Origin of the sequence: Chryseobacterium sp. S90 (assembly GCF_047444895.1) — a bacterium.
Lineage (GTDB): Bacteria > Bacteroidota > Bacteroidia > Flavobacteriales > Weeksellaceae > Chryseobacterium.
In genome coordinates this window covers 622,853-646,438 of record NZ_JBLGCX010000001.1, presented here as the reverse complement: position 1 = coordinate 646,438, position 23,586 = coordinate 622,853, and the positions used below count along the sequence as shown (strand labels likewise).

The following is a 23,586-nucleotide window of genomic DNA, read 5'->3' as shown; positions in this document are numbered from 1 at the left end:
TTTTAAAAAATATGTAAATAATTATGAAAAAAACAACATATAACGGCATTTTTATTTTATTATTTTTAATTATTTTCGGCTGCAGAAAAGAAAATAACAAACAGGATATTTCAGGAAAAATGGAGCATGTTCATACTTCAGACTATGGAGTTACGCCCAAGGGCGATTCTATTAAAAAATACACTTTAAGCAATAAAAACGGGATGAAAGTTGAGGTCATCAACTTCGGTGGAATTATTACTTCTTTAACAGCACCTGACAGGAACGGCAAATATGAAGACGTAGTTCTGGGCTTTACAAAACCCGAAGGATATTTTGAGGGTAATCCTTACTATTTCGGCGCGTTGATCGGAAGATATGGTAACAGAATTGCCAACGCAAAATTTACACTGGAAGGCAAAGCATACGAAATTGACAAAAACGATGGTCCTAACAGCCTTCACGGAGGAAAAGAAGGATTTCATACCAGATTCTGGAATATTGAGGCAGTAAAAGATGCAAAATTTCCCACATTAAAATTATCTTATACCAGTGCAGACGGTGAAGAAGGATATCCGGGGAAATTAACAACAACTGTTTTCTACACCCTTACAGACGAAGATGCTTTGGAAATTTCTTATGAAGCAGAGACCGATAAGCCTACAGTGGTAAATCTTACCCAGCATTCATATTTTAACCTGTCAGGAAATTTTACAAAAACGATTACCGATCATGAACTGCAGATTAATGCAGATCATTTTCTTCCGGTCAATGAAACTCTGATTCCGACTGGTGAACAGAAAACGGTAAAAAGGACTCCTTTTGATTTTACAGTTTCAAAACCTATTGGAAAAGATATCAGCGCAGATGACGATCAGCTGAAAAAAGGAAAAGGATATGACCATAACTGGATTCTGAATGGAAAAGGACTCAGAAGTATCGCCAAAGTATATCATCAGGGAACAGGAAGGCTTATGGAAGTTTTCACTGATGAGCCTGGTGTGCAGTTTTATTCCGGAAATTTTCTTGACGGAAAGTTTGATACCAAAACCGGTGGCAAAAATGAATTCAGAACAGGGTTCTGCCTGGAAACACAGCATTTCCCGGATTCACCAAACCAGCCTTCTTTCCCTTCTACAGAACTGAAGCCAGGACAGAAGTACCAGTCTAAAACCATCTATAAATTCTCAGTTAAAAAGTAAACTATGGGGAAATTAGCAACTATTGATATCATTATATTTCTGATCTATTTCGTGGTGGTAGCTTCTTACGGATTATGGATCTACAAAAAGAAAAAATCTGAGTCTACAGGAAGTAAGGATTATTTCCTTGCGGAAGGATCTTTGACCTGGTGGGCGATCGGAGCCAGTTTAATCGCCTCCAATATTTCTGCTGAACAGTTTATCGGAATGAGTGGTGAAGGTTTCTTTGTCGGAATTGCTGTTGCCGCTTACGAATGGATTGCTGCCCTTGCACTGATCATTATTGCGGTCTGGTTTATTCCAATCTATCTTAAAAATAAGATCTATACCATGCCTCAGTTTCTTGAAAGAAGGTATAATAAATCGGTTTCACTGATTATGGCAGTATTCTGGCTGTTTCTGTATGTTATTGTTAATCTTACTTCCATTCTTTACCTTGGAGCTCTTGCCATTGATACTTTATTAGGTGGAGAACATCTTCACGGTATTATGATTGCTCTTTTGCTTATGGCCCTTCTGATCGGCCTTGGAGGAATGAAAGTAATTGGATATACAGACGTTATACAGGTTGCAGTTCTTATTATTGGCGGTTTTGCAACGGTTTATATGGCGTTGCAGATTGTAGACCAGAGAATCAACGGGGCGGCTGTAGGGAATGCTTTAGCGGGATTCAATACTCTGATTAATGAGGCTCCGCAGCATTTTAAACTGATTCTTGACAAGCCAAAAACAACCACCACTACTTTGGATATGCCTCAGAACCTTGATGTACAGAAGTATGTTGTTCTACCGGGTCTGGCGATGTATTTTGCCGGGCAATGGATTGTTAACCTAAACTATTGGGGCTGTAATCAATACATCACCCAGAGAGCTTTGGGGGCAGATCTGAAAACGGCAAGAACCGGAATTTTATTTGCCGGTTTTCTGAAGCTATTCATGCCTGTCATTGTAATGCTTCCGGGAATCGCTGCTTATGTTTTATATTCTAAAGGACACCTTCCTGGATTCAATGGAGTGAAAGATGGAGCATACTCTGCAATATTAGGATTCTTACCAGTAGGATTAAAAGGATTGGCCATTGCAGCGTTGACAGCAGCAATTGTAGCTTCACTGGCTGGAAAAGTAAACAGTATCTCAACCATTTTTACTTTAGATATCTATAAAAAATACCTTAAAACAGATGCTACCGAAATCCAGATGGTGAGAACAGGTCGCTGGGTCATTATTATTGCGATGATGGTCGCATTGGCTTTTACCTGGACAGACGTTTTAGGAATTGGTGGTGAAGGAGGTTTTACATTTATCCAGAAATATACGGGCTTTATCAGTCCGGGAGTTTTTGCCATGTTCCTTCTTGGGATGTTCTGGAAAAGAACAACGGGTACAGCTGCTTTGGTGGGGGTTATCTTAGGCTTTGTGCTGGCGATCTTCTTCAACAGTTTTGCTGTAGAAATTTTCGGAAAAGAAACCTGGATGTACACTGCATTCACTTATGAAAAGCTGGAGAACGGAGTAGTACATACCATTACCGAGATTCCTTTCCTGATCAATATGGGATGGTCATTCTTTATCACGATAATCGCGATGATACTGATCAGCCTTGCAGGCCCGAAAGTAAATCCTAAAGCTTTTGCCATTGATGTGACGATGTTTAAAGTGGACAACAGAACTTTAGTTTTGATTGTGCTGACATTGCTTTTACTTACAGCCTTGTACGTAAGGTTTTGGTAAACGTTGAATATATGGAAAAGTGAAAGGTCAATAGTGAATCCGTTTCACTTGTCAATTTTTAGAAATTCACTATTGACTTACGAAGCAAATTGACTTTTCACATATAATAAAAAAATAGGATGCTTTTTTCAGCATCCTATTTTTTTTATTTGAGAATTAGTTATATGCACTTTATGCATTTCTATGGCACTTAGCTTATCCCAATAAATTTGAACTTGAGCCTTAGTTTAATCGTGTGACGTTGCTTTTACTGACTGCCTTGTAGTAAGGTTTTGGTAAACGTTGATTATATGGAAAAGTGAAAGGTCAATAGTGAATCCGTTTCACTTGTCAATTTTTAGAAATTCACCATTGACTTGCGAAGCAAATTGACTTTTCACACATAATAAAAAATAGGATGCCCAAAAGCATCCTATTTTTTTATTGGGATCAGTTCATTCCAATATATTTGAACTTGAACAATTGACATGAAGTACCGTAATAATCCCAAAGATGTAAATTAGAGTTGCCATCCATGGTACAGCTCGGGATATCCCAGCCACGTGTAGGATCCACCTTGGATAGGATTTTGTAATAACCATTGGAGACAGCGACCACCTGCCAGGCCTGTGCATCATTACTATAGCTTTGCCAAAGCCGGATTGAAGTTCCCAGTGTGTTGCTGTTACTTGCCAGGTCAATGCAGCGATTAGACGCACTCGCTTTGGATACAAAACGCCAGTAGCCATTACCTGCATCAATGGCAACCCACCGCTGTGCAGAAGCGCCATTTCTTGTTCATGGCCTTAATACTGCGCCATTGGCATCTTCTCCTGATTTTAAATCAAGTACTTTATTGGCATCGGTCTGAAACTCGATTTCGTAAATACCATTGTTAACCAGGCTGCTGTTTGTATTGCAGTTTCCAACAGGATAATTAGAGGATGCATATTGCTGGAACCACTGTTTAACTGGTGCGGCGCAGGCTTCCCAATCGTTGTTGTAGGCTGTTCCTGCATTAGGATCACCTTTGTGGAGGAGATTATCCGGGGCAAGAACATTCCAGCTTACATTGCCTGACTGATCCACGATATATTTTAAATTGGCGCCAAATCCGCTTCCGCCTGCCGTACCGGTTGTGCCGACTCCGAAGGTACCATATCCCTGAGGTGCCCAGTCGGTTTCAGTAATGGCGATGGGTGCTATATCTGCAATTGGTTTAACATTGATATTCCATGCGTTCTGAAAGGATTGATAATTGTTGACACCACCCCAATAACCCGGATAGATGTGAACTGCATATCCAATATTACCACCTGTGATAGAATTATTGACATAGCCCTGATAATGAGACTGCCAGCCTGTACCTGGAATCCAGCAAACATTATTGGCTCCGTTGTTACGAATGATATTAACCAATGGCTGAAAGAAATTTTTGAGTGCCGCAAAATGTTCATTTCCTGTACTCCCCCAAGTACCATTTGTTCCCAGGATTTCAACAGGTTCATTAGCTAATTCAAACATCACATTGTCAGCGTTCTTCAGGCTCGGATGTTGTGACAAAAAGGTCCATACCGTTTTAAGATAGCTATGGTACGCATCATTCACTGCAATACGATTTGGGCATACGCCTGGTGGACGTAGGATGACATACATTCCCAGACTGCGGGCATGGTTGATCAGTGGGATAATCACCTGATCCGTATAAGTAACCAAGCGGTTATAATTGAATCTTGAGATATCGTTTTCAGGGATAGCTGGTCCGGGATCATTAGTCCAATATGGATCAATGTGAAGGCGGATGTAATTGAGATACCAGCCATCGGCAGCATTGCTGAGCTTGTTCATGACACCTTTATTATAGTTCAGAGCACCCTGCACATTGTAATTATCCCAGGTACAATAGCCGGAATTAGCACCATATTGACAGCCATTGAACCAGGGGCTGGGAGTTATGGCAACGCCATGTAAGACAACGTTATTGTCACAGGGATCTTTAAGGTATCTGCCTCCAACATGAAGCATTGGTGTTGCAGCCAATGCTCTTGCGTTAGCGCTGGTACTTAAGTTGGTTTCAGATTCTTCGAGTAAATTTTTTTCATCCATCGTAGAACAGCTGGAAAGAATGATTAACAGAAAGGCCAGTAGCCAAATTTTGTTTGTTCTCATAATTTATATATTTAAAGGTTTGGTCTTTTTTCAGCCATCAATATCCCGATAACCTATATAGGAGTATTGGGTAGATAAGTAAAACTTCTTAATTTTATTGAGGTTGGGTTTGAATAAGAATATTGCTATATTTTCTATTAAACTGACTAATATGCTTGTCTCCCGACTTTCTTTACTTAATTCTTCAGTACCTGTTTCGGTAGAACAATGGAACCATTTCTATTCAGTTGCTGATTTGAAATTTTTTCTTCTCTTTTTCTGGTTTCTTACGTATGTAAGTGTGGGGTTTGTGAAATTTAGAGTTATTATTGAGTATGGTTATTAGTTTTGTATAAAAATACATATAATGTTAAATATAAATCAATATTTTATTAAAATTTAACAAAAAAATTACATATCATAAATAAAATTGTAAGTCATATAATTATAATGCTTTTTGTGGTAGGGGAAAAGAAAAAACCTTATCATAAATTTTTATTACGATAATGCTAGAAAAAAGCGAAATAACTGTTTGCCTGTCTTGAAATTTCCTGTAAGAGCACAAAAAAAATCTCACATAGGTGAGATTTTAATAAGGGTATGCGGAGTTTTTGCAACTCTAAATTGTTGATTTTCTAAAAAAGTTTTTTCTAAAATTATACAGATTGTAAGTATTACATCTTAAACATAAATCCCTGTGATATCTTTTTGTTGTATTTTTTTTCGTCAAATCGGTAAAGAAAAGAGCCTTTTCTGGATGAGGTCATATCCTTTTTGTTGGTATTGATAAGGATGTCCATACTGTTGATCTTGCTGGTAAAATTCCGCTTATCGAATTTTTCATCAAAAATAGTTTCATAAAGATTCTGAAGATCCTTCATTGTAAATTTTTCAGGAAGAAGCTCAAACCCTATAGGTCCTGTGGAAGCTCTTCTTCTCAGTCTGGCTACGGCATCTTTTACCATTTCATTGTGATCGAAAATAAGGGTAGGTGCTTTTTGAAGGTCAACCCATTCTGCACTGTACTGCTCATTGATCTGAATGTCTTTTTCAATATTAATCAGCGTATAATAAGAAATTGACATGATTCTGGCTGTAGGCTCACGATTAGCTTCAGTATAGCATTTCAGCTGTTCAAGATAAATATTTTCAAGGCCCGTTAATGTGTACAAAACCCTGTTGGCCGCTTCATCAGAAGTCTCTTCACTGCCAATAAAACCACCCATGAGTGACCATTGGCCCATCTGTGGTTCAAAATTTCTTTTTACGAGAAGGATTTTAAGATTTTCGCCATCAAAACCGAAAATTATACAGTCAACGGCAACAAGGTGTTTGGGATATTGGGAGTAATCCTCAGTCATCTTTTATATTTTATACAAAGGTAAAGCTTTTATGGATATAATTTTATGTAAATGTGATTCATACACTTTTAATAAGTATTCATTTATTTCAGTAAAATTATTCTCTGTGGATATTTTGGGAGGTAAAATAGCTGTCAAAATTGAAGAATATCACTGAAATCTGTTTAATTATTTATGAATTTAATGTTAAAATTATGTTAAAATTAAAGGTAAGAGTAATAATTGATATGTAAATAGGCTTAATGTTAAAAATACGATAAGGTATCAGCAATATTGTTTAAAATTTTACTATAACGTATCCTGAATTCATTTTGATAGGGAATCGTATGATTTTACACTCTCGCTTTCTTGTAAATTGATTATCTTATTTTTTATGATAAGGTGTTACGATTTTGTCTGTTTTTAAGGCTTTGTGAAAGGTTTTAAATAAAAAAATGAATAAATCGGACTCAAAAATTGTTTCGTATATAGATTCTTTCCATTACTTTAGAAATGTTGAATTAACATTTATCCATGACCCCAAAACTTTCAGTTCTTTTATTGTGTTTTTTTTCATTTACCTCAGCACAGGTGAAGAAGAAAATTCACTATTTTCCTTTGGAAACTGTAAAGTTGTCTGAGAGTGTTTTCAACAAAGCCATGATGGCAGACCGGAAATATTTGATGGCGATGGAGCCGGATAGACTGTTGGCTCCCTATCTTAAAGAAGCCGGACTGAACTCCAAAGCAGATAATTATCCCAATTGGGAAAACACAGGTCTGAATGGCCACATTGGAGGACATTATATTTCAGCATTATCATTAATGTATGCTTCTACAGGAGATCCAGAGATCAGGCAGAGGATTGATTATATGATCAGTGAGCTGGAGCGCTGCCAGAGAGCATCTCAGGATGGATATATTTCAGGAGTTCCGGATGGAAATAAAATCTGGAAAGAGATTAAACAAGGAAACATCAGGGCCACAGGTTTTGGTTTGAACGACCGCTGGGTGCCTTTGTATAATATTCATAAACTGTACTCGGGATTATGCGATGCCTATTGGTATGCGAAAAACGAAAAAGCAAAAACAATGCTGATCAGACTCACGGATTGGATGATGAATGAAGTATCAGGCCTTTCTGATGAACAGATACAGGATATGCTGCGCAGTGAACATGGAGGGCTTAATGAAGTTTTTGCAGATGTGTATGAGATCACTCATGACCAGAAATATCTGAAACTGGCTCATCGCTTTTCCCATCAGGCTATCCTTACACCGCTTTTATCAGGAGAAGATAAGCTTACAGGTCTCCATGCCAATACCCAGATTCCTAAAGTGATCGGATATAAGCGTATTGCTGATCTTGAAAACAATAAGTCATGGAGCGATGCTGCTGATTTTTTCTGGCATAACGTAACGGAAAAAAGATCAACTGCTATTGGCGGAAACAGCGTCAGTGAGCATTTTAATCCTGTAAATGATTTCAGCAGCATGATAAAAAGTATTGAAGGTCCGGAAACCTGCAATACTTATAATATGCTCAAGCTGACTAAAGAACTGTTTGCAACATTGCCCGAATCGTATTACATGGATTATTATGAAAAAGCATTATACAATCATATCCTTTCCACAGAAAATCATGATCAGGGAGGCTTCGTATACTTTACACCAATGCGTCCCGGGCATTACCGTGTGTATTCACAGCCTCAGACCAGTTTCTGGTGCTGTGTGGGATCAGGAATGGAAAATCATGCCAAGTATGGGGAAATGATTTATGCCCGGTCGGATAAAGATTTATATGTCAACTTATTTATTCCTTCCACTCTTACATGGAAACAGCAGAAAATAGTGGTCCGCCAGATCAATAACTTTCCTGAACTTCCTGAAACGACACTTATTTTTGATTCTGCAGGGAAGTCGGAATTTAATCTAAAATTGAGATGTCCGCAATGGGCAACAGCTTCGGATGTAAAAATCCTGATCAACGGAAAGCAGGAAAAAGCAGAGTGTGGTTCCGATGGTTATTTTACACTGACTAAAAAATGGAAAAAAGGGGACGTTATTAAAATGACTTTACCCATGCATCTTTTTGCAGAACAATTGCCTGACGACTCCAATTATTATGCATTTAAATACGGACCTGTAGTGCTTGCAGCAAAATACGGGACCGAAAATCAACAGGGACTCCTTGCGGACGATAGCAGAGGAGGCCATATTGCTCATGGTCCGCAGGTCCCTTTAAACGAAATTCCCGTTATCCTTGGAAATCCATCTGAGGTTCTCAGCCATGTAACACCTTTGAACAATAAACCGCTAAACTTTGCTATAAAAGGTCTTTATCCATCTGAAAAATTCGGAGAAGGACTCTGTCTTGTGCCATTTTACAGTATTCAGGCAGAAAGATATATTATGTACTGGCCGCAGGCAGACAAAAACGGGATAGAAAATATGCTGAAGCAGAAAGCGAAAGAAGAAAAAGAAACGAGAAAGCTGGATATGATCACTGCTGATAAAGTTCAGCTGGGCGAACAGCAGCCGGAATCAGATCATTTTATAGAAAGCAAAGACTCCGGTGCAGGATATATGGAAGACCTCCATTTCCGTGATGCTAAAGGCTGGTTCAGTTACCAGATGAAAAATAACGGAAAAAATGCTCCATACCTTTACCTGCTTTATTTTGATGCGAATGCCAACCGCACGCTGAATATTGAGATCAACGGTAAAAAAGTTATTGCTCAAAATCTGGAAGGAAAGTCCGGAACTTCACCTCAATATTTGGTAATTCCGATACCGGATTCAGAAAAGAATAAAGAAAATCTTACCGTAAAATTCCTGGCAGACGAAAAATTGATGACCGCTAAAGTCATTGAATTGCGTTTACTTACAGATGATTACGAAAAGAAATAAAGCTGAACCAAATTTAAAAACAGATTTTTCCCATGAAAAACAGAATTCTATACTTATTATTTTTTCTTGCAGCCATTTGCGGTTTCGATGCAAAAGTAAAGCTGCCTGCTCTGGTTTCAGACGGAATGATCCTTCAGAGAAACCAGGATCTTAAGATCTGGGGATATGCAGATGCAGGAGAAAAAATTACGATTAAGTTTATCAATAAAACCTATAATGCCACCGCTGACCAGAATGGGAACTGGGCTCTTATGCTTCCAAAGTTTAATGCCGGAGGCCCATATACCATGACGATTAATGAGATCACTCTTAAAGATATTCTTATTGGTGATGTATGGGTAGCTTCAGGACAATCCAATATGGAACTTCCGATGCGAAGGCTCACACCTTTGTATGGAGATGAAATTAAAAACGCCAATAATCAGAATATAAGATTCTTCACAGTTCCGCAGAAATACAATTTTAAAGCTCCACAAGATGATCTTGACGGCGGGAAGTGGGAAAGTACAAACCCTCAGACCATTCTTAATTTTTCAGGGGTTGCTTATTTCTTTGCCAAAGAACTGAATGAAAAAAATAACGTTCCTATAGGAATCATTCATACCAGTCTGGGAGGCTCTCCGGCTCAGGCCTGGATGGATGAAAAATCACTGAGAAAATATCCGGAATACCTTGCTGAAGCAGAAAAATGGAAAAATGATGACCTGATACAATCTACAGAATCCCAGGAAAGATCGTTAAGCAAAGCATGGTATGCGGAGTTGGATCAGAGTGACATTGGTTTTAATCAGCATTGGGAAAAAGATAACGGAAATGATTCCGGATGGAAAACCATAATGCTACCTGGATCATGGGAAGATCAGGAAGGTCCGTTTGACGGTTCGGTATGGTTGCGCAAAGAAATTATTCTTCCCAAAGGAGCAGACCAGAAAACAGCATTTTTAAATCTGGGAAGGATAAAAGACGCTGATGTTACTTATATTAACGGAATTAAAGTAGGAAATGTAACCTATGAATATCCGCCACGCTGGTACGACATTCCGAAAGGAGTTTTAAAAGAAGGAAAGAATATCATTACAGTAAGAGTCATCAATGGCAGCGGAAAAGGACAGTTTATTGCTGATAAACCATATTACTTAGAAATTGACGGACAAAAAAAAGACCTTAAAGGCGAGTGGAAATATAAAATAGGGGCAAAAATGGAAAAAATGGCTCCCGGGCAAACATTTATCCGCTGGAAACCGGTAGGGCTTTACAATGCGATGCTTAATCCGCTGATCAATTATAAGGTTAAAGGATTTATCTGGTATCAGGGCGAAAGCAATACAGGAGTTCCAAAAGAATACGCAGATTTATTATCAACGATGATCTCAGACTGGCGTTCAAAATGGAACAAGAATGATCTGCCGTTCCTGATTGTACAGCTGGCCAATTTCATGGAGAAAAAAGATGAACCTCTGGATAGTGGTTGGGCCGAGCTGAGAGAGCAGCAGAGACAGGTTTCGCTTAATGTTCCTTATACGGGACTTGCTGTAGCTATTGATTTGGGAGAATGGAATGACATTCATCCCTTAAATAAAAAAACAGTGGGTGACAGGCTGGCTTTACAGGCCCTGAAAATAGGTGAAGGCAAAAAAATCATTGCTGACGGACCCGTTTATCAGTCGATGAAAACAGAAGGGAATACCATTATTCTCTCCTTTAAACCCGGAACAGATGATCTGGTACAGGGAAGCCTTAAAGGTTTTGCTATACAGCAGAAAGACGGCAGCTACCAATGGGCAAAAGCCAAGACAAAAGGCAATAAAGTCATTGTATGGAATGATCAGATTGCTAATCCTGTTAATGTACGCTACGATTGGGCAGATAACCCGGACGGCAATCTTAAAAATAAAAGCGGTCTTCCGGCTTCACCTTTTACGACAGGAAAAAATTAAATTTAACATAGAAAACCTTATCAAAATCAATGGATAATCAGCCACAAAAAATATCGGTAATAGAAAAAGTAGGGTATAGCCTGGGAGATCTGGCGGCCAACCTTGTTTTTCAGACTTTAGTTACTTATCTGACCTATTTTTATACGGATATTTACGGACTCAAAGCAGAGGATGCCTCTGTCATTACCCTTACCGTAGGTTTAATTGCTGGGTTTGGTTTTAATCCGCTTATCGGAGCACTGGCAGACCGAACAAGCTCACGATGGGGAAAATTCCGTCCATGGATTCTATTTACCGCTGTACCGCTTGGTATTGCAGCCCTGTTGGCCTTTAGCACGCCTCACTTTACCTATCAGGGTAAAATGATCTATGCTGCGGTTACCTATTCATTATTACTGTTATTGTATGCATCCAATAACTTACCGTATGCTGCATTGAGTGGTGTTATTACAGGAGATATGGGAGAACGAAATAGTATTTCTTCGTACCGATTTGTGGCTGTGATGTTTGCACAGTTCTTTGTACAGGTATTTATGCTTCCCATCATTTTATACGTAGGACACGGAGACAAAGCACAGGGAATTGAAACCGTCATGACATGGCTGGCTGTGATCGGATCTGTCATGCTTTTGATCACCTTTTTTACGACCAAAGAAAGAATCATTCCCAAGCCGGAGCAGAAATCAAGTCTGAAAGAGGATTTAAAAGATTTGTTCCAGAACAGACCATGGATTATTATGCTTACAGTTACAGCATTCATATTCATCACGCTGGCCATGAAAGGAGGATCGTATGTATACTTTTTCAACAACTATGTGGATGAAAATGCACTCAAAAGTTTTATTTCACCCATTACAGCATTTTTTAATTCTGCAGGGATGAATTTCTTCGGGGAAGATCCAAAGTCTGCAGGATTCGGATTGTTTAATGCAGGAGGGATTGTGATGATGATTGTAGGTATTACCTTCTCTAAAAAACTGGCAGATCGATTTGGAAAACGGGACACTTTTATTGCGTCATTATTCATTTCTACCTTGTTTATCCTTGCTTTTATATTCTATCCTCCGAAAGCAGTGGAAATCATGTTCCTGTCGCAGATTTTACACGGCTTTTTTTACGGAATCAGCACTCCGCTTTTGTGGGCCATGATTGCTGATGTTGCCGATTATTCGGAATGGAAAAACAACCGCAGGGCTACAGCTATTATCTTTTCTGCCATGATGGTAGGATTGAAAGTTGGTCTCAGCATCGGAAGCTCTCTGGTAGCTTTGATCATAGGAAAATACGGATATATTTCTGTACATGGAAATGAGCAGATTATTCAGCCTGAAACAGTGGCGGCAGGAGCCAAAATGCTTGTGAGTATTTTCCCGTCCATACCGTTTTTCATTGCGTGCGGACTGCTTTTATTTTACAAAATCAACAAAAAAATGGAGGTTCAGATTGAAAAAGATTTGGCTGAAAGAAGAAAATAAAACGATTACTATGAAACGTATTTTAATTGGTTTGGTGGCTCTTACCGCTTCCGGGCTGTCGGCGCAGAAGTCTGACAGTACTTTAAAAAAAGCATTTCAGGATAAATTCTATATCGGGACCGCTATGAGTCTTCCTCAGATTGACGGGACAGATCAGAAAGCAGCAGCGATTATAAAAAAACAATTCAGCTCTATTGTGGCCGAAAATTGCATGAAATCGATGTTTCTGCAGCCTCAGGAAGGGAAGTTCTTTTTTGATGATGCTGATAAATTTGTTGATTTCGGAATAAAAAACAATATGTTCATCATCGGGCATACATTAATCTGGCATTCCCAGCTTCCAAAATGGTTTTTTTCAGACAGTAATGGAAAAGACGTTTCTCCTGAAGTTTTGAAACAGCGCATGAAAAACCATATTACAACGGTGGTTTCCCGTTATAAAGGAAAAGTAAAAGGATGGGATGTGGTGAATGAAGCCATTCTTGAAGACGGATCCTACAGAAAAAGTAAGTTTTACGAAATCCTGGGTGAAGATTTTATTCCTTTGGCATTTCAATATGCTCAGGAAGCCGATCCCAATGCAGAATTATATTACAACGATTATAATGAATGGTATCCGGAAAAGGTAAAAACCGTTATTAAAATGGTTGAAAAACTTAAATCAAGAGGAATCCGTATTGATGGGGTAGGAATGCAGGCCCATGTCGGAATGGATATCCCTTCCATAGATGAATATGAGAAAGCAATTCTGGCGTATTCCAATGCCGGAGTTAAGGTCAATATTACAGAACTTGAAATCAGTGCACTGCCTTCTCCGTGGGGAAGCTCTGCCAATGTTTCAGATACGGTTGCCTATCAGAAAAAAATGAATCCTTACACCAAAGGTCTTCCCAATGAAGTAGAAGCGAAATGGGAAAAGCGTTACCTTGATTTCTTTGGTTTGTTCTTACAACATAAAGATAAAATAAGAAGGGTCACCTTATGGGGTGTTACCGACAAACAATCCTGGAAAAATGATTTTCCGGTAAAAGGGAGAACAGATTACCCATTACTCTTTGACAGAAAAGACCAGGAGAAACCTGTGGTACAAAAAATAATAAAATTGGCAGAGAAAAATTAAACTCAATAGAATTTTTACTTAATGAAAAAATCAAAATATTTATTCCCGGAAGATTATATGGCAGACCCTTCCGTTCACGTTTTTGAAGATAAAATCTATATCTATCCTTCTCACGACCGCGAAAGCGGAATTGAAGAAAACGATAACGGAGATCATTTTGATATGAATGATTACCATGTCTTCTCAATGGATGATGTGGACGGCGGAGAAATTAAAGATCATGGCGTAGTCCTTTCGGTAAAAGATATTCCATGGGTGGGAAGACAGCTGTGGGATTGCGATGTTGCCTTCAAAGACGGCAAATATTATATGTATTTTCCTTTGAAGGATCAGAATGATATTTTCAGAATCGGGGTTGCAGTGAGTGACAAACCTTATGGACCTTTCATTCCTGAGAAACATCCGATGATGGGCAGTTACAGCATTGATCCCTGCATTTTTGAAGATAAAGGAAAATATTATATGTACTTCGGAGGGATCTGGGGCGGACAATTGCAGCGCTATAGAGATAATAAAGCGCTTGAATCCGCTGTAATTCCTGAAAATGATGAACCTGCAATCCATTCAAAGGTAGCTCTGTTGAGCGATGATATGCTTGAATTTGCTGAAGCTCCTAAAGATGTTGTGATCATCGATGAAAACGGAAAACCACTGCTTCATGGCGATAAGCACCGCTTTTTTGAAGCATCATGGATGCATCAGTACAACGGTAAATATTATTTCTCTTACTCAACAGGAGACACCCACCTGATTTGCTATGCAACCGGGGATAACCCTTACGGGCCGTTTACTTTTCAGGGTGAAATTCTTACTCCGGTGGTAGGATGGACAACCCATCACAGCATTGTGGAATTCAAAGGAAAATGGTATCTGTTTTTCCATGATTCTGTTCCGAGTGGCGGTAAAACATGGCTGAGAAGTATGAAGGTTGTTGAACTGGAATACGATCATGAAGGGAAAATCAAGACGATTGATGGTTTGGAAGACCAGTCATAGCCATCTTTAATAATTTAAAATTTATCAATGCAATATCTGAGACTTTACATCCTATTTTTTCTGATGATTCCTTTGCTGATTTTTGCGGAGGACGGAAGCCAGCTTTGGCTTCGGTTTCCTGCAAAAAACGGAATATCGGCAGATCAAATTATTTCCAAAGGCAGCAGTCCAACCCTGAATATTGCCAGAAAAGAACTGAGCAACCACTGGCAGGGACAGGCGGTAGAACTTCGTACCGAAAACAAAGACAAAAATCTGAAAGACGGTTACAGGATTGTTTCCACGCCTCAAAAAATCGTTATTTCTGCAGGCAAAGAAATAGGATTGTTGTACGGAGTCTATCATATCTTACGATTGCAGCAGACAAAGACGGATCTGTCTCATTTAAATACTGTTGAAAAACCATCATATGATGTAAGAGTTCTGGACCATTGGGATAACCTTGATGGAAGTATTGAAAGAGGATACGCCGGAAGATCACTCTGGAAATGGGAAGATTTACCTGGGAAAATTTCTCCGCGCTACGAAGAATATGCAAGAGCCAATGCTTCTGTAGGAATCAATTCCGTTGTTTTGAATAATGTGAACGCATCGCCCAATATGCTTGGGGAAGACTATCTTAAAAAAGTAAAGGTTCTGGCCGATATTTTCAGACCTTATGGTATTAAAGTATATCTTTCCGTGAATTTTGCTTCACCTAAAGTGCTGGGCGGATTACAGAACTCAGATCCATTGAATAAAGACGTACAAAAGTGGTGGAAAGATAAAGCAGCTGAAATTTACAGATTGATTCCTGATTTTGGAGGTTTTTTGGTGAAAGCCAATTCCGAAGGACAACCGGGGCCTCAGGATTACGGAAGAACCCATGCAGACGGAGCCAATATGATGGCTGATGCTCTGAAACCTTACAACGGAATCGTCATGTGGAGAGCTTTTGTATACAGCCCAAGCAAGGATGACAGAGCCAAACAGGCTTATCTCGAATTTGTTCCTCTGGACGGTAAATTCAAGGATAATGTCATTATCCAGATCAAAAATGGTCCTGTTGATTTTCAGCCCCGTGAAGCTTTTAATCCGCTTTTCGGAGCTTTAAGAAAAACTTCCGAAATGGTAGAATTTCAGATCACACAGGAATATCTGGGCTTTTCAAATCATCTTGTTTTTCTGGCTCCTTTATTCAAGGAAACACTGGATAACGACACCTATTCTGACGGCCAGGGCTCTACGATTGCTAAAATAACAGATGGTACTTTAAGACGTGCAAAAATGACAGCTATTTCAGCGGTTGCCAATATCGGGGAAGATACCAACTGGACAGGACATCATTTTGCACAGGCCAACTGGTATGCATTTGGAAGATTAGCATGGAATCATCAGCTGAGTTCAGAGCAGATTGCAGATGAATGGCTTAAAATGACCTTTACCGATGATCAGAACTTTTTGAATCCGGTAAAAGAAATCATGCTTTCTTCTAGGGAAACCGCTGTGGATTATATGATGCCATTAGGGTTACACCATATTTTTGCAGGTGGACATCACTATGGCCCTGAACCGTGGGGCGATTATAAAGGCGGAAGACCGGACTGGTCACCTGTGTATTACCATCAGGCTGATGCTCAGGGATTGGGCTTTAACAGAACAAAAACGGGAAGTAATGCTGTTTCACAGTATTTTCCGCCACTTAATGAAAGGTATGGGAATGTTTCAACCTGCCCGGAAAATCTTATCCTGTGGTTTCACCATGTTCCGTGGGATTATACAATGAAAGACGGAAAAACCCTGTGGGATGAGCTGTGCTATACGTATGATTCCGGGGTGAAAAAAGTAAGAGATTATCAGAAAATCTGGGATAGGATGGAACCTTATATAGACGAACAGAGATTTGCAGATGTTCAGTCAAAACTCAGAATTCAGTCAAAAGATGCGGTATGGTGGAAAGATGCCTGTCTGCTGTATTTCCAGACTTTTTCCAGAAAGCCGATTCCTTATGATATTGAACGTCCTGTTCATGAACTGGAAGATCTGAAAAAGATCAAATTGGACATGGGGCATCACAATTAAAAAATGAGGCAGCTCTTTTTCCTGATCGGAAATGGAGCTGCCTCAAAACAATAAACTGTAAGTAAAATTTTAATCCTAAATAATTTGGAATGATCGATATGTCAATCTATCTGTATATATTCCTGTTTATCGGAGAGAAATTATTTTATTAAAAACATTTCCGTTTTCTTCAATCTGGATGATGTATTGGTCTGCTGTTTTCGGGTCAAGGTCAAAAGTGATATCCACTTTGCCGTCAGCATATTTTTTGTTTGAAGTATAATACATTGTATTGGAAAGATCATATACTGAAATGCTTACAGGTCCTTTCGCATCAGACATGTGAAGCTTTGCCATATGTCCGGAAATAGTATATTCAGGCTTATGTACAGCACTTACAGGTGTTTTTTCCACCTCCATTACATTATCAGCATTGATTTTGATTTTGTATTTCTCTATCTTCATTTCTGATTCTGCTACCAGATAATAGGTTCCTGGCGTAAAGCTCTGAAAATCGTAAGACTTTATCAGATGATCTCCATCTGCAAGATTTTCGAAAAACAGCTCGTCATGTGCAGTGTTATAAACAAAAACAGAAACACTTTTAGCATTTGAAAGTTCAAAGTTTAATGTTTTGTCTTGTACGTTTCCAAAGGAAAGGGAAAAATCTCTGTCCTTACTCATTACATTTGCTGAAACCAATAAGGCTCCTGCAAAAAATACGGCTTTTAATAATGTGCTCATGGGTTAACGCTTTTAGGATTACTATTGCAAAGCTATGGCAGCAATAATTCTCAGGCTATAATTAAATTCTCATATTTGTGTACTATATTAACTTTGTTTGATTTTATTGATGTATTATTTGTTAATTTTGCATATGAAATTATTTGTTTTTGCTTTATGAAACATGTAAATCCTTCTTTTGAGGCGATAAGGCCAACCATAGGAAGCAGTTTTACCAGCCTGAAATTTCTCACCAATGAGAATATAAAATCACATGTCTGGCATTACCATCCTGAGATTGAGCTGATTTTTGTGTGCAAAGGTTCCGGGAAAAGACAGATCGGAAGCAGTATCTCTTATTTTTCAGATGGTGATCTTGTCCTGATAGGAAGTAATCTTCCGCATTGCGGACTGACCAATGAAAGTACGCATAATGAATACGAAATGGTCATTCAGTTTAAGCCTGATTTTTTAGGAGAACCTATCTGGGGCCTACCGGAGATGCAAAGGATTTCAGCACTGCTTGAAAAATCAAAAGCAGGAATCGTGTTCGGGGAAGAGGTGAAGAAAATAATCGGGAAAGAGGTTACTGAGATGCATGAAGCTTCTTCTCTGGACAAGCTGTGCAGATTCCTGAAAATATTAGATGAACTGTCTGCTACTCAGGACTACAGGATCTTAAATGCAGGAAAATATTACCTTCAGACACAGGTTGAAGACAATGAAAGAATCAATCTTATATTTAACTACGTCAAAGATCATTTCAAAGAATCCATTACCCTGGAAGAAGTGGCTGGTCTGGCCAATATGAAAGTACCATCTTTCTGCCGCTATTTTAAGAAAATCACCAATAAGACTTTTACCCGTTTTGTAAATGAGTATAGGATTACGCATGCACTGAAGCTTCTGGCAGAACAGCCTTTGAGTATTACAGAAGTATGCTTTGAATCCGGGTTCAATAATTTCAGTTATTTTAATAAAACTTTCAAAGAGTATATTCAAAAAAGCCCTTCTCAGTACAGAAAAGAATTTAATTATTTCATGGAGTAGTTTTTTTGAAAATCAGCAAAAAATAAATTTACATGAAGTTTTATTAAAATATAAGTGTAAATTTAATACTTATAAAAGCGATAATATCTATGAAATTTTTTATTGATACCGCCAATCTGGCGATGATAGAAGAAGCCAATGCCCTTGGAGTACTGGACGGAGTAACTACTAATCCCTCATTGATGGCGAAAGAAGGGATCTCTGGAAAACAGAATATACATCATCATTACCTTGAAATCTGTAATATTGTGGATGGGGATATCAGTGCTGAAGTATTGGGAATTACTTTTGAAGAAATGATTAAAGAAGGAGAGGAACTTGCTGCATTACATCCAAGGATTGTTGTAAAAGTTCCTATGACTAAGGATGGAATTAAAGCCATCAGGTATTTTTCTGAAAAAGGAATAAAGACCAATTGTACTCTTGTTTTCTCACCGGGCCAGGCCTTGCTGGCTGCCAAAGCCGGAGCCACTTACGTTTCTCCGTTTCTGGGAAGACTGGATGATATTTCAACAGATGGTCTTCAGCTGATATCAGAAATCAGGATGATTTATGACAATTATGGTTTTCAGACGCAGATTCTGGCTGCTTCTGTCCGACACAGCATGCATATTGTTAATTGTGCAAAGATTGGCGCTGATGTTGTGACCTGTCCTCTTGCTCCTATACTTTCTCTTCTTAAGCATCCACTGACGGATTCAGGGTTAGACCAATTTGTTAAGGATTCACAAAAAATGAGATAAGATCAGGCAGAGAAAGTATAAATCTGTTTTGAATTCAGTAGTTTTATACTTTAGATCTCCTAGGATATGTTTTATCATAAAAGATTGATATGGATGAACACTTAATCAACCCAACCATAGAGAAATTTAAAACCGAGTTCAAATCAGAACCCGAACATATTTTCCTTTCTCCCGGAAGAATTAACATTATCGGTGAGCATGTAGACTATAGCGATGGATTTGTACTTCCTGCTGCCATAGACAAATACATCTGTTTTGCTGTCCGTAAACTCCCTCAGACAAATTTTTGTACCATCATAGCCAAAGATCTTGGAGAAAAATATACGTTTGATGTCTCGATGGAAATAAAACCGGTTCAGCAGATGTGGATGAACTATATTCTGGGTGTTTTCAGCCAGCTGCAGAAACCGGAAAATCAGTTTTGCGGGATGGAAGTTGTCTTCAGCAGTACCATTCCGATGGGAGCCGGACTTTCTTCATCAGCAGCCCTTGAATGTGGTTTTGCCTATATCCTCAATGAACTTTTTGATCTTAGGATATCAAAAAAAGAAATTGCCATGATCGGGCAAAAATCAGAACATTCTTTTGCCGGAGTTCAATGCGGAATTATGGATCAGTTTGCCTCTGTATTCGGGAAGGAAGATAAAGTAATTATGCTCGACTGTAATTCCCTGGAGCACCAATATTTTGATGCCGACCTTAAAGGATACAGTCTGCTGCTTTTTGATAGCTGTGTAAAACATGCTCATCTGACTTCGGGGTATAATGAAAGACGTAAAGATGTTGAACACGGAAAAAAAGTTTTAAGAAAAAATTTCCCGGAAATCAAAAAATTCAGAGATGTTACGCTGGAGATGCTTGATCATGTAAAAGAAGAGATGGGAAGTATTTCATATAAAAGATGTCTCTATCTTATTAAAGAAATCCAAAGAGTGGAAATGGCTGCCAAAGCTATTTCAGAAGGAAATATTGAATATCTGGGAACACTCCTCACAGAAACCCATGCCGGGCTTTCAACAGAATTTGAGGTCAGCTGTAATGAACTTGATTTTTTAGTGGAAAATGCAGTACAACAGGAAGGAGTATTGGGAGCAAGAATCATGGGAGGCGGTTTCGGAGGCTGCAGTATTAACCTTATTCATGAAACCAAAGCTGAGGAAGTGATCCGGACTATCAGTGAAAAATATCTGGAAAATTTTAATATTCAGCTGAAAGTTTATGATGTTAAAATTTCTGATGGGATAAAAGAATACACCAATGAATATATCATTTGATCCTAAAAAGCATCCTCACAGAAGATATAATCCTCTTCTGAATGAATGGATACTGGTTTCTCCACAACGTGCTAACCGGCCATGGCAGGGGCAGAGAGAAGAGATAACAGAAGAAAACCGTCCTGAATATGACCCAAGCTGCTATCTCTGTTCCGGAAATATGCGGGCTAACGAAGCCCAAAATCCTTCATATAAAGGAACTTATGTTTTTAATAATGATTTTGGAGCATTGTTGAATGAAGAAGTTGATTTTTCCGAGGAACAGCCAGGATTTTTTACCCTTCTTCCGGAACGTGGAATCAACAGGGTAGTATGCTTTTCTGAAAATCATAGCCTTACTTTGCCGGAAATGTCTGTGGAGCAAATAAAAAATGTGGTGAATGTATGGCAGGAGCAGTTCAATGAGCTGGCCGCTTTGGACTATATCAACTATATTCAGATTTTTGAAAATAAAGGAAGCATCATGGGGTGCAGCAACCCTCATCCGCACGGTCAGATATGGGCGCAGTCGTCAATTCCTGTGATGGTTCAGAAAACTCAGGATCAATTGAAAACTTATTTTGACAGAAATAAAAGAACATTACTGGAAGACTATCTTGATCAGGAGATCAAGGCTGGGGAACGCATTGTTACAGAAAATGAACATTTTGCTGCATTGGTGCCGTTTTGGGCATCATGGCCTTATGAAACGATGATTATCAGTAAGCAGAAAAGAGAAAACATTGCTATATTTTCTGAAGAGGAAAAAGAATCTTTTGCTGTCATTATTAAGAATTTAACCACGATATATGACAATCTTTTTGAAACATCATTTCCTTATTCTGCGGGAATCCACCAGTCACCTACAGACGGCAGAGAACATCAGGAATGGCATTTTCATATGCATTTTTATCCTCCTTTGCTCAGAAGTGCGGAAGTTAAAAAATTTATGGTAGGCTATGAAATGCTGGCTGAGCCTCAGCGGGACATCACCCCGGAGCAAAGTGCAGCTATATTAAGAAGTCTTCCTATCATTCATTATAAGAAAAAACAATAATCTCAATATCTTTGAAAAAGAATATGCAAATTGTAATTTTGATATACGCAGAACATTGCTTTTTCCAATAAAATTATGGAACATCTCTCCATCTTATCCAAATTTTTATTCAAGTAAAAAAAGCCTGATAAATCCTCAGACCGAAATTATTAAATTTTAAGAAAAAAACTTACCAACGCAATGTTTCCGCGAAGAAAGAGCCGTTTTCCATTAAAGAATTAAAGAAAACAGGTTGGGTATCTTTTTTTGTAACATTGGATTAGTTTTTAAGAGTTGAAACTGGTATTGTAAATGCGTAAATCAGCAGTAAAACTGCCTGTAAGAAAACAGCTTGTCATTTTATGGTGGGCCCAATGGGTGATTTCTCGAATTTTTTTAAAGAAGATTTATTGCAAATAGAAAGTATATATGAATATTTTGATCCGGGAGATAAGCTGTTTTAATTCCAAAATTTATATAAATATGATCCGGTGCATTTAAGTATATCGTCATCGGCAAAAGATGCCTGAACAAAGATCAGCAATCATACCGATTCAATTTCTGGAAAATCCTTCATTTGCTTTCTAAACTGCGATTGATAAGATTCCCCGTGGTTAGTAGCCCAAATGGCCATTTCACGAAGCACAGGATATAGTTCTTTTCCTGCAGTTGAGAGCTCATAGGTAACGTGTGGTGGTACTACTGGTCTTGACTTTCTGATCAGGAGCCCATCGCTTTCCAACTGTTTCAATTGCTGGATCAGAACCTTTTCTGTTATGGTATCAATTGACCTTTTAAGCTCACTGTACCTCTTTTCACCAGATAAAAGATTGAACATAATGATCGGTTTCCAATAGCCACCAATTTTTTCCATAACAAAAGTGACAGGACATGATATGTGGGCATTACCCTTATTTTCCTGTATAACGGAAGTCTTTTTTATTGCTGTCATTTTATACCTACTATGGGGTCAGTACTTGTACAAAAGTAAGTATAAAATTAGATTTGTACAATAATTTTAAACCTTTAATAATATGAAAGTTACAGTCACAGGGTCATTAGGAAACATCAGCGGAATTCTGACAGAAAAATTAGTCAATGCTGGTCATGATGTATATGTTATTTCCTCAAGGCAGGAAAGAATAAGGGAAATCAAGGCCCTCGGAGCCACAACCCTTGTTGGCAGGTTGGATGATGAGCACTTTATCAATAATGCATTTAAAAATTCAGATGCTGTATATACAATGGTTCCGCCAAGTTATGGAACAGCGGCAGAAATAAAGAAAGTAGGAGATGTCTATGTAAAGGCAGTTAAGGAAAATAGTGTTCCGTATGTCGTTAACTTAAGTGGTATCGGTTCCCATCTCCCGGATGGACCTGGTCCGGCGGGAGCCAATTACCATAACGAAAAGCAATTTGATTCTATTGACGGAACCAGCGTATTGCATCTAAGGCCAGGACTATTTTATTCCAATTTTTATGGGTCGGCCGATATGATACGTCAGCAACATATCATCGGCAATAATTTCGGTGGAAATATCATCCTGCCCCTTTCTCATCCTCATGATATAGCGCAGGTGGCATTTGAAGCATTACATCATCGTAATTTTAGTAAGAAAGGTAGTTTGTATGTAGTAAGTGATGAAATTACAGGAAAAGAAATTGCAGAAACTTTGGGAAAGGCCATAAATATTCCGGATTTGCGATGGGTTGAATTTCCCGATCAGCAATTGCTTGAAAGTCTTTTAAAGCAGGGAATGAGTCCTGAAATGGCCCATACATATATTATAGATATGGGAGTTGCTTTAAGGGAAGGAGTTTTGCTGAGAGCCTATTTTAAAGAAAGTCAGCGTGTATTGCCCGGGGCTACCGGCTTTAAAAAGTTTGCAGACGAATTCGCTAAAATTTTATTTTAAAAAAAACT

17 protein-coding genes and 1 pseudogene are annotated in these 23,586 nt (G+C 38.6%); 13 read left to right on the top strand and 5 right to left on the bottom strand.

Annotated elements, in window-relative coordinates:
- Window positions 1-23: 23 nt before the first annotated feature.
- Window positions 24-1,181 (top strand): aldose epimerase family protein, encoded by a 1,158-nt coding sequence (locus tag ACLMCG_RS03060; protein ID WP_223598817.1) that lies wholly within the window; start codon window positions 24-26, stop codon window positions 1,179-1,181.
- 3 nt (window positions 1,182-1,184) lie between these two features.
- Window positions 1,185-2,912 (top strand): sodium:solute symporter family transporter, encoded by a 1,728-nt coding sequence (locus ACLMCG_RS03055; protein WP_223598816.1) that lies wholly within the window; start codon window positions 1,185-1,187, stop codon window positions 2,910-2,912.
- A 429-nt stretch (window positions 2,913-3,341) separates the two neighbouring features.
- On the opposite strand, the pseudogene ACLMCG_RS03050 reads toward ACLMCG_RS03055, so the two are convergent.
- The 3 genes and pseudogenes from ACLMCG_RS03050 to ACLMCG_RS03040 all read right to left on the bottom strand — a co-directional run.
- A pseudogene (locus tag ACLMCG_RS03050) lies at window positions 3,342-3,671 on the bottom strand (RICIN domain-containing protein); the annotation flags it as partial.
- An 18-nt stretch (window positions 3,672-3,689) separates the two neighbouring features.
- The gene (locus ACLMCG_RS03045; protein ID WP_413958745.1) at window positions 3,690-5,060 is read right to left on the bottom strand and encodes a cellulase family glycosylhydrolase; all 1,371 of its coding nucleotides are present in this window, start codon (window positions 5,058-5,060) and stop codon (window positions 3,690-3,692) included.
- A gap of 653 nt (window positions 5,061-5,713) precedes the next feature.
- Window positions 5,714-6,400, bottom strand: a complete 687-nt coding sequence (locus tag ACLMCG_RS03040) for an NUDIX hydrolase (protein ID WP_413958744.1) — start codon at window positions 6,398-6,400, stop codon at window positions 5,714-5,716.
- A gap of 513 nt (window positions 6,401-6,913) precedes the next feature.
- On the opposite strand from ACLMCG_RS03040, the gene ACLMCG_RS03035 reads away from it, so the two are divergent.
- Genes ACLMCG_RS03035 through ACLMCG_RS03010 form a run of 6 tightly spaced genes read left to right on the top strand, consistent with a single transcriptional unit; the run spans window position 6,914 to window position 16,878 of the window.
- Window positions 6,914-9,289: a beta-L-arabinofuranosidase domain-containing protein gene (locus tag ACLMCG_RS03035; RefSeq protein ID WP_413958743.1), complete on the top strand. Its 2,376-nt coding sequence runs from the start codon at window positions 6,914-6,916 to the stop codon at window positions 9,287-9,289.
- Window positions 9,290-9,321: 32 nt separating this feature from the next.
- The gene (locus tag ACLMCG_RS03030) at window positions 9,322-11,226 is read left to right on the top strand and encodes a sialate O-acetylesterase (protein ID WP_413958742.1); all 1,905 of its coding nucleotides are present in this window, start codon (window positions 9,322-9,324) and stop codon (window positions 11,224-11,226) included.
- Between the two features lie 29 nt (window positions 11,227-11,255).
- Entirely contained in the window at window positions 11,256-12,701 is a 1,446-nt protein-coding gene (locus ACLMCG_RS03025; protein WP_413958741.1) for an MFS transporter, read from the top strand.
- A gap of 10 nt (window positions 12,702-12,711) precedes the next feature.
- A complete protein-coding gene (locus tag ACLMCG_RS03020; RefSeq protein ID WP_413958740.1) occupies window positions 12,712-13,821 on the top strand; it encodes an endo-1,4-beta-xylanase in 1,110 nt (369 codons plus the stop codon).
- 21 nt (window positions 13,822-13,842) lie between these two features.
- Entirely contained in the window at window positions 13,843-14,817 is a 975-nt protein-coding gene (locus tag ACLMCG_RS03015) for a glycoside hydrolase family 43 protein (protein WP_413958739.1), read from the top strand.
- A 27-nt stretch (window positions 14,818-14,844) separates the two neighbouring features.
- Entirely contained in the window at window positions 14,845-16,878 is a 2,034-nt protein-coding gene (locus ACLMCG_RS03010) for an alpha-glucuronidase (protein WP_413958738.1), read from the top strand.
- Between the two features lie 126 nt (window positions 16,879-17,004).
- Here the strand turns inward: ACLMCG_RS03010 and ACLMCG_RS03005 are convergent, their stop codons facing one another.
- Complete coding sequence (locus ACLMCG_RS03005) at window positions 17,005-17,601, bottom strand: hypothetical protein (RefSeq protein ID WP_413958737.1); 597 nt, start codon at window positions 17,599-17,601, stop codon at window positions 17,005-17,007.
- Between the two features lie 156 nt (window positions 17,602-17,757).
- Between ACLMCG_RS03005 and ACLMCG_RS03000 the strand changes: the two genes are divergently transcribed.
- From ACLMCG_RS03000 to ACLMCG_RS02985, 4 genes are all read left to right on the top strand, one after another.
- Entirely contained in the window at window positions 17,758-18,630 is an 873-nt protein-coding gene (locus ACLMCG_RS03000; protein ID WP_413958736.1) for an AraC family transcriptional regulator, read from the top strand.
- An 89-nt stretch (window positions 18,631-18,719) separates the two neighbouring features.
- Window positions 18,720-19,373: a fructose-6-phosphate aldolase gene (gene fsa, locus ACLMCG_RS02995; protein ID WP_413958735.1), complete on the top strand. Its 654-nt coding sequence runs from the start codon at window positions 18,720-18,722 to the stop codon at window positions 19,371-19,373.
- An 89-nt stretch (window positions 19,374-19,462) separates the two neighbouring features.
- A complete protein-coding gene (galK, locus tag ACLMCG_RS02990; protein ID WP_413958734.1) occupies window positions 19,463-20,647 on the top strand; it encodes a galactokinase in 1,185 nt (394 codons plus the stop codon).
- Window positions 20,631-21,683, top strand: a complete 1,053-nt coding sequence (locus ACLMCG_RS02985) for a UDP-glucose--hexose-1-phosphate uridylyltransferase (protein ID WP_413958733.1) — start codon at window positions 20,631-20,633, stop codon at window positions 21,681-21,683. The genes galK and ACLMCG_RS02985 overlap by 17 nt, the downstream gene beginning before the upstream one ends.
- 523 nt (window positions 21,684-22,206) lie before the next feature.
- Here the strand turns inward: ACLMCG_RS02985 and ACLMCG_RS02980 are convergent.
- The gene (locus tag ACLMCG_RS02980; RefSeq protein WP_223598801.1) at window positions 22,207-22,614 is read right to left on the bottom strand and encodes a winged helix-turn-helix transcriptional regulator; all 408 of its coding nucleotides are present in this window, start codon (window positions 22,612-22,614) and stop codon (window positions 22,207-22,209) included.
- A gap of 82 nt (window positions 22,615-22,696) precedes the next feature.
- Here ACLMCG_RS02980 and ACLMCG_RS02975 point away from each other — a divergent pair, with 82 nt between their 5' ends.
- A complete protein-coding gene (locus ACLMCG_RS02975; RefSeq protein ID WP_413958732.1) occupies window positions 22,697-23,578 on the top strand; it encodes an NmrA family NAD(P)-binding protein in 882 nt (293 codons plus the stop codon).
- Window positions 23,579-23,586: the final 8 nt, after the last annotated feature.

Bases quoted from the DNA above. Each gene is read 5' to 3' on its own strand.
- ACLMCG_RS03060 (WP_223598817.1), top strand. From the start codon at position 24: ATGAAAAAAACAACATATAACGGCATTTTTATTTTATTATTTTTAATT.
- ACLMCG_RS03025 (WP_413958741.1), top strand. From the start codon at position 11,256: ATGGATAATCAGCCACAAAAAATATCGGTAATAGAAAAAGTAGGGTAT.
- fsa (WP_413958735.1), top strand. From the start codon at position 18,720: ATGAAATTTTTTATTGATACCGCCAATCTGGCGATGATAGAAGAAGCC.
- ACLMCG_RS03030 (WP_413958742.1), top strand. From the start codon at position 9,322: ATGAAAAACAGAATTCTATACTTATTATTTTTTCTTGCAGCCATTTGC.
- ACLMCG_RS03015 (WP_413958739.1), top strand. From the start codon at position 13,843: ATGAAAAAATCAAAATATTTATTCCCGGAAGATTATATGGCAGACCCT.
- ACLMCG_RS02975 (WP_413958732.1), top strand. From the start codon at position 22,697: ATGAAAGTTACAGTCACAGGGTCATTAGGAAACATCAGCGGAATTCTG.
- ACLMCG_RS02985 (WP_413958733.1), top strand. From the start codon at position 20,631: ATGAATATATCATTTGATCCTAAAAAGCATCCTCACAGAAGATATAAT.
- ACLMCG_RS03045 (WP_413958745.1), bottom strand. From the start codon at position 5,060: ATGAGAACAAACAAAATTTGGCTACTGGCCTTTCTGTTAATCATTCTT.
- ACLMCG_RS03020 (WP_413958740.1), top strand. From the start codon at position 12,712: ATGAAACGTATTTTAATTGGTTTGGTGGCTCTTACCGCTTCCGGGCTG.
- galK (WP_413958734.1), top strand. From the start codon at position 19,463: ATGGATGAACACTTAATCAACCCAACCATAGAGAAATTTAAAACCGAG.
- ACLMCG_RS03055 (WP_223598816.1), top strand. From the start codon at position 1,185: ATGGGGAAATTAGCAACTATTGATATCATTATATTTCTGATCTATTTC.
- ACLMCG_RS02980 (WP_223598801.1), bottom strand. From the start codon at position 22,614: ATGACAGCAATAAAAAAGACTTCCGTTATACAGGAAAATAAGGGTAAT.
- ACLMCG_RS03040 (WP_413958744.1), bottom strand. From the start codon at position 6,400: ATGACTGAGGATTACTCCCAATATCCCAAACACCTTGTTGCCGTTGAC.
- ACLMCG_RS03000 (WP_413958736.1), top strand. From the start codon at position 17,758: ATGAAACATGTAAATCCTTCTTTTGAGGCGATAAGGCCAACCATAGGA.
- ACLMCG_RS03005 (WP_413958737.1), bottom strand. From the start codon at position 17,601: ATGAGCACATTATTAAAAGCCGTATTTTTTGCAGGAGCCTTATTGGTT.
- ACLMCG_RS03035 (WP_413958743.1), top strand. From the start codon at position 6,914: ATGACCCCAAAACTTTCAGTTCTTTTATTGTGTTTTTTTTCATTTACC.
- ACLMCG_RS03010 (WP_413958738.1), top strand. From the start codon at position 14,845: ATGCAATATCTGAGACTTTACATCCTATTTTTTCTGATGATTCCTTTG.